Raw genomic sequence first — 12,648 nt, forward strand, 5'->3', positions numbered from 1 at the left:
TATATATATGATGAAATTTATAAATTATAAACTTTTGTTGCTGTTTCTATGTATAGCTACTAGTAATACTATAGAAGCACAAGTGAGAAAAATTGACGGGATACCACAAAATAATAGAAATTATAGTGCTGTAAAAGAAAAGCTCACAGCGTTTGATGTGTATCAAATAGATACTGAAGAACTAGTATCATTTATGGGCGATAAAACAAATGCAAAGCAGTATATAGAATTTAATTTACAACTAGGAGATAAACACAATTGGAACATTTCTTTGTTTGAAAACGATATTAGAAGTGAAGATTATAAAGTTACTTTTGGAAACTCAGGTGAAAGTTCTTATCAAGCTAAAACAAATAACATCACGTATGAAGGATATGAGAGTTCTAAAAATGAAGTGCGACTTACGATAACAGAAAACTTTATTAGTGGTTTTGTAGAAGTAAATAATCTTGTTTACTATATAGAACCTCTTGGAAATTTTACAAAGAATAATAATTCACAGAATTTATTCATAGTATATACAGGATCATCTGTAATTCCTAATACTAAAGAGAAATGCATTTTTGAAAGTATAAAAGAGTATAACGTATCCTCTATAAACTTAGAAAATAAGAGCAGTACATCAGATTGTTTAATTGCAAGAATAGCTCTTGCAAATGATTATCAAATGTATTTAGAATATAGTTCTAATGTTCAAAATGTTATTAATCAAAATTTTGCAGTTATTAATGCGATGGGATCTAAGTTTGATGACGAATTTGACGCAACAGTAATTTTTCAATTAGTAGAGCAATATTTCAGTACGAGTCCCTTAAGCGATCCTTGGGATAGTACTATAGAATGTATTCCTTTATTAGATTCTTTTAGGAACTGGACGATTACAAGTGGTTTTAATAATGAATTTGATTTTGCATCATTATGGACAGGAAGAGATCTAGTACAGGGGCCTATAAATGCTGGCGGATGTACTTATCCGTTTGGGTTAGTAGAAGACTGTCCTAATAGTAGTAGGCAAATGCATGTTTTAGAAAACTCAAGTAACCTTACTTTAAATACGATTAGACAGACCCACGAAATTGGTCACAACTTTATAGGTAATGGTCATAATAGTCCTTCAGTAAATCGAATTATGGATCAGAATCTAGGTAGTAATACAAATCTTGAATGGAGTTCAAATTCAGTAAATCTTATAAATAATAGAATTGCAGTATTTGAAAATGCATTATCAGATACTCCTTGTATCTTTGATTGTAATTGTCAAGAAGAGATTACAGTGAGTAATACAGTGACTACATCACAAAATAATCAAGCCTTTTCGCAATTGAATGTTCGTAGCAGAATAAACAATGGCGCTTCAGCTACGTATAAAGCAGGAGAGACGGTAATACTTGAACCTAATTTTCATGCTCGTCCCGGATCTACGGTAAGTGTTTCTATAGGAGAATGTACTTTTTCTACCAGAGATAGTGAGACAAAAGATCGCTTTACAAATAGGGAAGTAGAAAATGTTGATGCATTAGAGAAAGTAGTCTCTTTATATCCAAATCCGGTACAAGATATTCTTCATGTTGAAAGTGATACAGATATGGTAAGCATAGAGATTACAAATCAGATCGGTGTTTTAAAAGAACGTAGAAATACATTTTTAGACTCTAGGAAAGGAGTATTTGATGTGAGTGATTATAAGACAGGTATTTACTTTATGGTCATCACCTTTAAAGATGGAAGTACTTTAAAGAAAACAATGATTAAAAAGTGATTTATTTTAAGTAAATAGACTACTAAATATACATTTTTGTTAAACCCAGATTTTAAAATCTGGGTTTTTTGCATGTTCTAATTATAAGATATATTGCCTATATTATAGGTTATTACGACATGATAGTACATTTGAATCAAACTTTTTTTATTTTTTTTGCAACATCATAAAATTCGTATCGTCTTTAGATCGAATAGCAAATAAAAAGCACCTCATTTTAAAAGGTGTATGCACTAACCAAAAACGACATTTTGCTTACAACTGATATAATAGAACAATGTAAACGCAACGATCGAAAAGCACAGTTGCAACTGTACAATAAATACTGTGATGGTATGTACCACGTGGCTTTCCGATTTTTGAAAAACACATTTGAAGCAGAAGAAGCGATGCATGAAGGATTTATAAATGCCTTTGCAAAGTTACATCAGTTTACCGGTGATGTTACTTTTGGAGCCTGGTTAAAACGTATTGTGATTAATAAAAGTCTCGATATGATTAAGGCAAAAAAAGCAACCATTATCCCACTTAATGAAGAAGTGATAGGCAAAGTAGACGAAGATACCGAAGACTGGGATGTAGGAGATGAAGTCACGGTAGAACACGTCAAGAAAACAATCGCTGAATTACCTGAAAAATATCGCTATCCGCTTATGCTATTCCTTGTAGAAGGATACGATCATCAGGAAATATCAGAAATTTTAAATATAACAGAAGTAGCTTCTCGTACCATGGTGCACCGCGGTAAGAAAAAGTTACAAGCACAATTAAAAAAAGAAAGCTATGGCACAGGATCTTAGAAAAATGCTAAAGCAGGCAAAAGATACCGAAGTAACGCAATTAAGAGAAGGGCATCAATCTCGTTTTGAAGACCGTCTTGCACAGGCATTACCTCAACAAGAAGAGACTCGTGGTTCTAAAAAAGGAGTTTTCTTTTTTATGAAAGTAGCAGCAATGCTTATCCTAGCAACGGGTATTGTATGGGGTGTTTCTAAGTACGCTTTCGCGAAAGCGGATCCAGGAAATTCAGTAGTGTCAACAGACGTTAAGGAAGTGAAAAAAGAAAGAACCATACAGTTAAGTGAAATTTCTCCAGACTTTAAAAAAGTAGAAAATTATTACTTAGCGAGTATTAATCTAGAATTAACACGACTAGAAATTAACGATGAGAATAAAGAACTTATCGATTCTTTCTTAAAACAGTTAAGTGAACTAGATGAAGAATACCAACGATTAAATAAAGAGATTTCAGAAAGCGGAATCAGTGAAGAGATGGTAAATGCGATGATAGATAACTTAAAGTTACGCGTAGAATTATTATCAAAACTGAAACGCAAGTTAGCCGAATTAAAAGCATCTCAACAAGATGCGATCCAAACGATCTAAAAAATATTAAAATGAACACAACAAAAATATATTGGTTTCTTATAGCAGTTTTTATGATGCTATCGGGAAATGTGCTAGCACAAGCCAAAAAGGAAAAACTAAAAGAACGTTTCAACACGAATAAAGATGTTGAAATAGAAGTAGATACTCGTTATGCAGATGTGATTTTTGAAACATGGAATAAAAATGAAGTTTCTGTAGAAGCCTATGTAGAAGGAGAAGATGCAGATAGAGTTATAAGAGATTGGGATTTATCCGTAAGTGGAAATAGTGATCGTGTACGTATAAGTAGTTCTAGCGGATATAGAGGAGATGATACCGTAATTCGTTTAGAGGATTTAGACGATCTAGATTTAAATATTGATTTAAAAGAACTAGTTGGAGGAACACTTAGTATTGTAGAGCCTGTTCTGGAAGGTGTTGTAGGTCCTGTTTTAGAAGGTCTTACAGGAACACCATTACCTGTAGAGTTTTATGAAGAATTAGGAAAAACTAGGTTTGATCATGATGCATATCGTAAAGAAGGAAGAGCATACCTAAAGCGTTATGAAAAGGAAATGGAAGATAGTTTTGGTCCTGAGTTTGATAAAGCGATGGAAAAGTGGGAGAAAGAAAATGATTTTTCTGGGGACGGATTCTTAGGAGGAGCATTACGTAGTCTTAAAGATATTCCGAGATGGCCTTTTAGTGATGATGGGAATATGAATTTTAATGATAATGAGTATCGTAAAGACAAGCAAGACTATGTAGATAAACTGAATAGAAAGTATGATACTAATGTCCGTGTACGCGAAGTAGATGCTTGGTTAGAAGATATGGAGAAATGGGGAGATAACTTTGAAGTTGATATGGAAGAATGGGGAGAAAACTTTGGAGAATCTCTAGAGAAAGTTTTTGAAAACTGGGGAGAAGAGTTTGGAAAAGACATGGAGAAATGGGGAGAAGATTTTGGAAAAGACATGGAGAAGTGGGGAGAAAACTTTGGTAAAAAGATAGAAAAATGGGTAGAAGATAATGAAGATGAATGGGAGGATAAATATGGAGATAAAAAATCTGGTATTCACTTTAACTATGATACGGATGATAAGCCTGGTCGAAATGTAAAGCGTGTCATTATTATTAAAATGCCTAAAAAGGCAGAATTAGATCTTAATGTACGTTATGGTAAAGTAAAAATGGCTGCGGTATATAATCCGAAGGCTATGATATCACATGGTAGTCTTGCGGCTACAAACATTGATGGAGGAGATACCTCCATCAATGTTTCATACAGTCCTGTTTCTATTGGAATATGGAATGGAGGTGCTTTAGAAACAAGTCATGTTAAAGAATGTACGATTGCAAATGCAAAAGACATAGCGCTAACGTCAAACTCAAGTAATGTCGTTATTAATACATTATCTGGAGCAGGATTGCTTACAGGCACTTTTGGTCAATTGTCAATTTCTAATGTAGTAGATGATTTTGGTTCCTTATCTATTGTTCTTGAAAATAGCGATCTTGTTCTTAATTTGCCAGACAGTGCATTTAATTTTAATTATAGTGGAGAGTTGAATGAATTTCTAGTGCCAAGACAGTTAGAAACGAAGACTGTAAAAAGTAATAAAATGTCTATGGTAAACGGTTTTCATAAGTCTCGTAATACCGCTAATGTGATTACGATTACAGCAAAGTATAGTGATGTTGTCTTAAAATAATTACCTACCTAGTTTATAAGAAAAACCTCAACAACCTTTAGTAATCCCACAACCAGTATAACAGAACAATACCCTATCTAAATTCCTTTTTTAGTTCTAGAAACCTTTATGATTTTTAGAATCTTTTTTACAGCTTCTATGAGCTGTTTTTTGTTGTAATAAATATAATACCGTTGGAGTCTTTCCAGCACAATGAAATTTTCCTCCTACAATTTTCCCAATACCATACATCCAAATTTTTGACTAGGCATAGATACAACACATATCCTCTATAATCCAATGGTGTTGTTTTATAATGCTCTTTCTTACTAAGACTGTTCTTTTGTGAATCTTGTTACGAGAGAATTCCTATTTTTGAGAAAAATATTTTCATGAAGTTTTGTTTAAGTGTCATATTATTATGTGTTTTTACTACTGTCTTTAGTCAAAATAAAGAACGTTTAGAGGCTACTTTTGGGAGAATTACTCAAAATGATTATGAGTTAAACGTCTATGAGAAAGATACAACAGCATCGGCAGTTGTATTATATGAAAGCGGTAAAAACACATTTGATATAATAAAAGGGCATGTGAGATTAATTAAAAATGTACATAAGAAAATTAAAGTCTTTGATGCAAATAACTTTGATGGTACAGAAATTAGTATTCCCTTCTATCATAATGAGAGTACAAGAGAAAAAATTATAACGATTAAAGCGATTACACATAACGGAATTGAGAAGAAAAGTATTACAAAAGACGATGTATATGAAGTAGACTTGTCTGAAAGATGGTCCGAAAAAAGGTTTGTGCTTCCAGATGTTCAAGATGGAAGTATCATTGAATATACATATACTATAGAATCTCCATTTCTATTTAATTTTGGTAATTGGGAGTTTCAAGAAGATATCCCGAAAATTTATAGCGAATTTAGTGCAGAAATTCCTGGTAATTATGTGTATAATAGATCGATTTCAGGAGTTAAAAAACTAGATGTAAATGAAGTTAAAATAAAAAAGCACTGCTTTGAAGTTGAAGGAGTAGGTACTGCAGATTGTGATCATGCTATATATGCGATGTATGATGTGCCTGTTTATAAAGAAGAACCTCATATGCTTTCTAAAGAAAATTATATTTCAAGATTATCATATCAACTTACGGAAAGTATGAGTTTTGATGGAGTTAAAAAAAAATATGCAAAAACTTGGGATGATGTAGATAAAGAATTTAGAGGTGAGAAAGATATAGGTAGGCAATTAAAATATGATTCTTATTTCAAAAAGGTAATGCCAGAAGAAATTTTTCAAATGGCAAATAAAAAAGAAAGGGCAAAAGCAGTATATAACTTTATTAAAGATCATTATACTTGGGATGGAAAGTACCGTATTTTTTCTGATATTAGGGTAAAAGAAGCCTTTCAAAATAAAAAAGGGAATATTGCAGAAATCAATTTATCACTTATTAATGCATTACAAGCAGCTAATATTAAAACACATCTAGCATTATCCTCTATTCGTACAAGTAAAGTCCCATCTTCTGTCTTTCCTGTACTTACAGAATACAACTATGTTTTGGCGCATGTGGAGATAGGGAGTGAAACGTATCTGCTAGATGCTACCCATAAATCACTTTCATTTGGCATTTTGCCTTACAAAGTTTTTAATGCAAATGCGAGAGTAATGGATTTTGATAATGGTAGTTACTGGTTTCCAATCTCTTCTAAAAGCCGTAATGCAAGTTATGTGAAAACTATTGCTACGATTAATGAAAATTTTGATATTGAAGGCAAAGTTAAAAGTTTGTACTCTGGCCAATTGGCGTATAGAAAGCGACAGGATATAATTAATAAAGGGACAGATGTTTTAAATATTGAATCTGTGAATTTTGAGTTATTTGATGAAACTATAGAAAACCTCAACAATGAAGAAAAAAATCTACAAGTAGAACAAACTTTATTGTCTACTGTAGATATGAGAGCAGGTGTTTTGTATATCAATCCATTTATTTTGAACACACAATTTAATACATCTCCTTTTCAAGCAGAAAAACGAACATATCCAATTAATTTAGGATACCCTTATGAAGTTACGTATGTCACGACACTTAAGCTGGATGAAAATTATAGCGTAATTAGTGTTCCTAAAAATACAACATATATTATGCCAGGAGGTGAAGGGGAATGTAATGTCATTTTTTCTGTATCAGACACTGCTGTAGAAAGTATATTAAGGTTTCAACTTAAAAAAGAACATTTTTCTGCGGCAGATTATGTAATGTTACAATCGTTTTATGAAGGAGTTGTTAATGTAAATTCTAATAGTATCATTTCAATAAAGAAGATGTAATATGAAGCTTTTAACAATAGGATTACCGTCCTCTTTTATTCCTGTAATTAACCCCGATTTTAAACACGCCGATTATACCCCTTTAGATTTATCAAGGGACAATAAAGCATTAGATATAGAAGTACTAAAAGACCCGGAGAGACACCACATTCAATTACAAGAATTTCTAAAAGAAAAACAAGCGAAAGTGGCGTATGGCGGATACTTAGAACAACGTAAACTATACGATCGTTCTGACTATTTTCAAGCAACACATCCAGATGATACCCGTAATATTCATTTGGGGATAGATTTATGGTGTGATGCAGGAACAGAAGTGATCGCTCCATTAGATGGGAAGATTCATAGCTTTCAAGAAAATACTAATTTTGGCGATTATGGACCTACCATTATCCTTTCGCATGAAGTGAACGGTTATGCATTTCATACACTTTACGGACATTTAAGTAAAGAATCGTTAGACAAACTAGAAGTAGGTAAAGAAGTAAAAGCAGGACAACAAATCGCTACGTTAGGACGCCCTTTTGAAAATGGCGATTACGCACCGCATTTACATTTTCAAATCGTGATAGATATGCAAGGAAATCAAGGTGATTACCCAGGTGTTTGTTCTAAGAACTCACTACCTTTTTACAAAGAGAATTGTCCAGATCCTAATATACTGTTGAACATTTACTAAATCAAATAACTGGGTTACAGGGTGGTTGTTTATAATAAAGCGTAATTTTTGGTACGTTTTATTTTAAACTTTCCGTTTTATGACGTAAAATATGTTGGAATTTTACAAAGAGAATTATCCAGATCCTAATATACTGTTGAACATCTACTAAATCAAACAACTGGGTACGGGGTGGTTGTTTAGAATAAAGTATAGTTAGTTATTAACGGACTTGTGTATGAAACGTAGCGTGTAAAAAGAGACTAACTTTTCGGATTAACACAGAGTCGAATTTTTATATTTTGTTTTTAATTTTTCTCTTTTTAAAAGCCAAATTAAAAATTTGGCGGACTTTTAAACACAGACCTTTCTGTTAAGCACTTATTAGCTATGTTTTATACACCGTGTTGGCAATAGTTATTTTTTAGCAGGAAGAACAACTTCCGACTTTATGTTTTATAAATAATTCTTTGTCTGTTTTGTCGGATAAATAGAATATTAATTCAATTCCAGCGTAATGAGTTGAAGTTCCAATCAACATATCAATTCGATTATCACCGTTTAAATCTCCAATCCAATAAAGATAAATTCCACCTTCAAACCCTCCAGATTGAAAGGAAGTAATGTCCATTTTCACAATACTTTCATTAGTTTTTCCAGAAGCAACTCTTAATTCATAATTTTCTATTTTCTCAAAATATGGAAACTCGTTATTTTCAGTTTCGATTAATTTACCTTTAGCGTAAATTGAATAACCTCGGCTTTTTTCTTCGTTTTCCGAGTTAGGAACAGAAAATATTATGGTTTCTCCAGGATACATTTTCCTATTAATCCATCTACCATTTGTTGAGTCCTTTATTGAATTCAATCCTTTGATTAGAAACTTTGGTTGAGTGGTGCTGTCAGAATTGTATTTTTTTATTTTGAAATTAGATATTAAGTATTTTTCTTTTTCATAAACAGCAAAGTAGTCTGAAAGGTCAATTTTAGTTTCGTCCATTTCACTCCCTTCATAGCAATTCATAAGCATTACATTTATAGACTTGTCGTTTTCTAAATTTTGAGAATAGATATTGCTGTAAATTAATAATGAAAAAATCAGAAATCTTATATTCATAGTTCATTTCAGGGTTTGAGTCTAATTATTGCCAACGTTAGTATAAAGCTAATTTACAACATTTTATGTGATAACCTGCTTTTTTATAGCTGTGACCAAAAAGTTCTTCATGTCAAAATCATAACCCCATAATGGCAGGTTATCGAAAGGTTTAAAATACGTAAAGATTGTAATAAGAAACAGTCTATGTTCTATGAGTGAAATGATTTATATTCTTTTATCTGATAAGAGAAATTTCTCAATCGCATCCTTTTTGTTGGTAGCATTTGCAACTGTAACATACAAAACAATACTATCTATTTCTGAGGGATCTCCCATACACAATCAATTTATGGGGCGCTCGTTGGTTTGTTTTGAAAACGAACGTGAGTAGCTATATTTTATCTGATCTCAATTATCCACATCATATCATTCTTATATAACGTTTGATTTTCTTCAACGAATAATTCCGTTACGATTCCGTCAGCATCTGCAGTTAGTTTCATTTCATAATCTCCACTCGATAAGATCGCTAGTAATTCTCCTTTTTTTACTTTTTGATTTAATTTGATGTGTAGTCTATCGACAATAGAAGAATCTTTAGCATTCATTCCTCCGGGACATTTACAGGTAATATTATCTGGATTACTCATTTTTAGTGGATGATTACGTTAAAGATGTACAAACTCCTCAATAGCTTTAGCTACCGCATCCTCTTTGTTAGTATATGCACTGGTGTGATTTGCAATCGCTTTGAGCTTATTGGTAGCATTGGCCACAGCAACTCCAAAACCAGCATGTTTGAGTAATTCTTCATCATTATGATTATCGCCAAAAGCAATCACCTTGTCCATTCCAAAATCAAAGCTATGCTCTAATAAGATCTGAAGTGCTTTTGCCTTGTCTATATATTTCGGCGTAATCTCTAGATACGTGTCTTTAGAGCGGTATAAATGGACTTCTTTGTCATGACGATCTGCGAGATAGGAAACAATACTATCTATTTCAGAAGCTTCCCCCATACACATTAATTTATGTGGCGCTCGTTGGTTTGTTTTTAAAAATGCATGGCTTTCGGATGCTTCTTGGTAGGTAGGCGTGACTCTGGTGTTATTTATTTCGCGTAAGCTCCAAAAATCTTCCTGATCTGTAAACCAATCATCATCTGCATAAATACTCAAGTTATACGTATGCTCTTTATGATGTGTAAGAAGATCTTTTAGGACTTGTAAAGGCATCGTATTACTTTCTATACAAATACCGTCTTTTCCTAAAATCAGTCCTCCATTATAGGCAATCAAGGATGCATTTTGAATTCCGAGACCTTCCTGTAAATAGTGCATGGCACTTGGCATACGTGAGGAAGCTAGTATGATTGGGAAATTGGCACCTGCCTTATCGGCAGGCAGGTTCGCGAAAGCGGACACCGTAGCATCACTCAAATATCGATCTGCATTGAGTAATGTACCGTCTATATCTGTGCAAATGAGGTGATACATTTTGATGTTTAGGAGTTTTAAAGTGTATGTCTTTAAGGGAATATTAATTTTCAATTTTCTGAATCATCTCTTTAAATAACCCTAATAGGAATGTTAGTTTTCCAGGATCACCAGAAGCATTGAATTTTTGGTTCTCAATCTTAACTCCATACCAATCTTGTGCGTTCTTTTCGTTAAGTATCCATGGGATATGAATATTAGCTATGGAAGTATTGGATATGTCAATTTCTACATTCCATCCTGGATTGTCTATGGTAGTGATTTCAATACCATAGGAGTGTTCCCAATCTCCGTCACAATTACTCTTAAACCAATCCTGTATCCATTCTAAGATTTCCATGTATATTGATTTTTACAATGGCTTATACGCCATCACTTTGATTTCAACTACCAAATGTGGGTGTGGTAATTGATGTACCGCTACGGTAGTACGTGCAGGCCCCGTTTCTTTACTGAAATACTCAGCATACACTTGATTATATCCTGCAAAATCATTCATATTTACCAAAAAGGAAGTCACATCTACCACATCTGCCATCGTTGCTCCTTCAGTAGCTAAATAATCCTTAATGTTTTCTAGGACAGCACGTGTTTGTTCTTTAATATCCAAATGCATGGTCCCCATTTCATCTATTGTATTGACACCCGCAAACGTATTATCGGGAAGTCTACTACTCGTTCCAGAAATAAATAAAAAATCACCTGCGCGTTTTACATGTGGATATGCTCCTCGCGGACTCGCTTTGCCTTCTACTAAATTACTACTCATGGTTATAAATTTTCGACAATGGCATCATCATGCAGTATGTCATTTGTTTCTTGTTGGATTTTTTCTAGTTTCGCTTTAAGTGAAAGATCATCAGAGAGTGCCCCCTCATCGAGTAAGCTTAGTATCGCTTTGTCTTGCGCTCTTCCTCGTAACATCGCTTCTCTATAGCCTATATCCTCATTGAATGTTACCAGACTATACTTTGAATAATAGTTGTTAGGGAAATCCTTTTCAAAAGCCGTTTCTAGCTTTCGTTTTTCTTGAAATAAAGGATTTGCCGTATGCTCTTTCATCTCATGAAAGTTATCTACAGCAAGATCTGCGATGGCATCTGTATCTTTTTTACGGGCTTTTTCATATTCTTTAAACACCGTTTCCCAATTCCCTTGATGTTTCTCAAGGACAGCATCAAAAACCACTACATCTTCAAAACTAGCATTCATGCCCTGTCCATAAAAAGGAACAATAGCATGCGCTGCATCCCCAAGGATACACGTCTTTCCAAAGGAATGCCAAGGACTACATTTAATAGTTCCTAATGGCCCCGTTGGGTTTTCTTGAAATTCTTGGATTAAGTTAGGCATCATCGCTACCGCATCAGGAAATTGTCGGGTGAAATATTCTGTAATGGCTTCTGGCGAATTTAGAGAGGCAAAACTATCAGGTGCATCATCATAATCTAGGAATAACGTTACTGTAAAACTTCCATCTAAATTAGGAAGTGCTATAATCATATCACGACCTCTTGGCCAAATATGTAGTGCATTTTTTTCGGTACGGTATCCTCCATCTCCAGTAGCAGGAATAGAAAGTTCTTTATACCCATGTCCTAAATATTCTTGAGAAAAACTAAATAAGAATTTTTTACTTAGATACATACTCTTACGAAGCGAAGATCCAGCACCATCAGTGCCTAAAACAACATCTCCAGAGAATGTGTGTATTTCTTTGGTCGTATATTCTTTAAAAGTAGCAGTAGCATTTTCAAGATCTACCTCTTTACACCCTAAATTAAAATGAATCGTCAGATCATCAAATTTGTCTGCTTCATTTAATAACATCAAATTAAGATCACTACGAGATATAGAATTGATATACTCATCTGTACGACCGCTATACGGACTAAAAAACGTATTCCCTTTTGGATCGTGAATCATACGTCCATTCATAGGAATACATAGTTTACGAACCTCATCTTCGAGACCTACTAACTTGATACCCTTCATACCTCTATCAGAAAAAGCGAGATTGATAGACCGTCCTGCATCTTGATATACTTGCCTTGGATCTGGGCGTTTTTCTACAATAGTGACTTTATAGCCTCTTTGTACCATGCGTAATCCTAATAACGAGCCACAAAGACCAGCGCCTATAATTAATATGTGTTCTTGTTTCTTCATATTATCATTCCCGCCCTTCGACTATCGCTCAGGATAAACTCCGGTGAGAATCTTTTTAAA

General features: G+C 33.6%; 12 protein-coding genes. 6 read left to right on the top strand and 6 right to left on the bottom strand.

Annotation, left to right across the window (positions count from 1 at the left end; all coding sequences use genetic code 11):
- Positions 1-7 precede the first annotated feature (7 nt).
- The 6 genes from Q1A60_RS01275 to Q1A60_RS01300 all read left to right on the top strand — a co-directional run bounded on the left by Q1A60_RS01275 (position 8) and on the right by Q1A60_RS01300 (position 7,845).
- On the top strand, positions 8-1,759 hold the full coding sequence (locus Q1A60_RS01275; protein WP_299763177.1) for a 3-coathanger stack domain-containing protein: 1,752 nt from the start codon (positions 8-10) through the stop codon (positions 1,757-1,759).
- Between the two features lie 251 nt (positions 1,760-2,010).
- Positions 2,011-2,559, top strand: a complete 549-nt coding sequence (locus tag Q1A60_RS01280; RefSeq protein ID WP_299763179.1) for a sigma-70 family RNA polymerase sigma factor — start codon at positions 2,011-2,013, stop codon at positions 2,557-2,559.
- Positions 2,543-3,145 carry a hypothetical protein gene (locus tag Q1A60_RS01285; RefSeq protein WP_299763181.1) on the top strand — a complete coding sequence of 201 codons (603 nt, stop codon included), beginning with the start codon at positions 2,543-2,545 and terminating at the stop codon, positions 3,143-3,145. The genes Q1A60_RS01280 and Q1A60_RS01285 overlap by 17 nt, the downstream gene beginning before the upstream one ends.
- Before the next feature lie 11 nt (positions 3,146-3,156).
- Positions 3,157-4,842, top strand: coding sequence for a hypothetical protein (locus Q1A60_RS01290; RefSeq protein WP_299763183.1), 1,686 nt, complete (start codon positions 3,157-3,159; stop codon positions 4,840-4,842).
- Positions 4,843-5,213: 371 nt separating this feature from the next.
- Positions 5,214-7,166 (top strand): DUF3857 domain-containing protein, encoded by a 1,953-nt coding sequence (locus Q1A60_RS01295; RefSeq protein WP_299763185.1) that lies wholly within the window; start codon positions 5,214-5,216, stop codon positions 7,164-7,166.
- Position 7,167: 1 nt separating this feature from the next.
- A complete protein-coding gene (locus tag Q1A60_RS01300; protein ID WP_299763187.1) occupies positions 7,168-7,845 on the top strand; it encodes a peptidoglycan DD-metalloendopeptidase family protein in 678 nt (225 codons plus the stop codon).
- Between the two features lie 403 nt (positions 7,846-8,248).
- Here the strand turns inward: Q1A60_RS01300 and Q1A60_RS01305 are convergent, their stop codons facing one another.
- From Q1A60_RS01305 to Q1A60_RS01330, 6 genes are all read right to left on the bottom strand, one after another.
- A complete protein-coding gene (locus Q1A60_RS01305) occupies positions 8,249-8,941 on the bottom strand; it encodes a hypothetical protein (protein WP_299763189.1) in 693 nt (230 codons plus the stop codon).
- Between the two features lie 380 nt (positions 8,942-9,321).
- Positions 9,322-9,573, bottom strand: a complete 252-nt coding sequence (locus tag Q1A60_RS01310) for a biotin/lipoyl-binding protein (RefSeq protein ID WP_299763191.1) — start codon at positions 9,571-9,573, stop codon at positions 9,322-9,324.
- 18 nt (positions 9,574-9,591) lie between these two features.
- Positions 9,592-10,419, bottom strand: coding sequence for a Cof-type HAD-IIB family hydrolase (locus tag Q1A60_RS01315; RefSeq protein WP_299763193.1), 828 nt, complete (start codon positions 10,417-10,419; stop codon positions 9,592-9,594).
- Between the two features lie 43 nt (positions 10,420-10,462).
- Positions 10,463-10,759, bottom strand: coding sequence for an immunity 53 family protein (locus tag Q1A60_RS01320; protein ID WP_299763195.1), 297 nt, complete (start codon positions 10,757-10,759; stop codon positions 10,463-10,465).
- Positions 10,760-10,771: 12 nt separating this feature from the next.
- Positions 10,772-11,188: a RidA family protein gene (locus Q1A60_RS01325; RefSeq protein ID WP_299763197.1), complete on the bottom strand. Its 417-nt coding sequence runs from the start codon at positions 11,186-11,188 to the stop codon at positions 10,772-10,774.
- A 2-nt stretch (positions 11,189-11,190) separates the two neighbouring features.
- Entirely contained in the window at positions 11,191-12,588 is a 1,398-nt protein-coding gene (locus tag Q1A60_RS01330) for an NAD(P)/FAD-dependent oxidoreductase (protein ID WP_299763199.1), read from the bottom strand.
- Positions 12,589-12,648 lie beyond the last annotated feature (60 nt).

The sequence above is a fragment of the uncultured Dokdonia sp. genome, assembly GCF_947492535.1.
Classification (GTDB): domain Bacteria; phylum Bacteroidota; class Bacteroidia; order Flavobacteriales; family Flavobacteriaceae; genus Dokdonia.

Coding starts and splice junctions, on each gene's coding strand:
- Q1A60_RS01315 (WP_299763193.1), bottom strand. CDS start 10,419: ATGTATCACCTCATTTGCACAGATATAGACGGTACATTACTCAATGCA.
- Q1A60_RS01295 (WP_299763185.1), top strand. CDS start 5,214: ATGAAGTTTTGTTTAAGTGTCATATTATTATGTGTTTTTACTACTGTC.
- Q1A60_RS01305 (WP_299763189.1), bottom strand. CDS start 8,941: ATGAATATAAGATTTCTGATTTTTTCATTATTAATTTACAGCAATATC.
- Q1A60_RS01320 (WP_299763195.1), bottom strand. CDS start 10,759: ATGGAAATCTTAGAATGGATACAGGATTGGTTTAAGAGTAATTGTGAC.
- Q1A60_RS01285 (WP_299763181.1), top strand. CDS start 2,543: ATGGCACAGGATCTTAGAAAAATGCTAAAGCAGGCAAAAGATACCGAA.
- Q1A60_RS01330 (WP_299763199.1), bottom strand. CDS start 12,588: ATGAAGAAACAAGAACACATATTAATTATAGGCGCTGGTCTTTGTGGC.
- Q1A60_RS01325 (WP_299763197.1), bottom strand. CDS start 11,188: ATGAGTAGTAATTTAGTAGAAGGCAAAGCGAGTCCGCGAGGAGCATAT.
- Q1A60_RS01275 (WP_299763177.1), top strand. CDS start 8: ATGATGAAATTTATAAATTATAAACTTTTGTTGCTGTTTCTATGTATA.
- Q1A60_RS01290 (WP_299763183.1), top strand. CDS start 3,157: ATGAACACAACAAAAATATATTGGTTTCTTATAGCAGTTTTTATGATG.
- Q1A60_RS01310 (WP_299763191.1), bottom strand. CDS start 9,573: ATGAGTAATCCAGATAATATTACCTGTAAATGTCCCGGAGGAATGAAT.
- Q1A60_RS01300 (WP_299763187.1), top strand. CDS start 7,168: ATGAAGCTTTTAACAATAGGATTACCGTCCTCTTTTATTCCTGTAATT.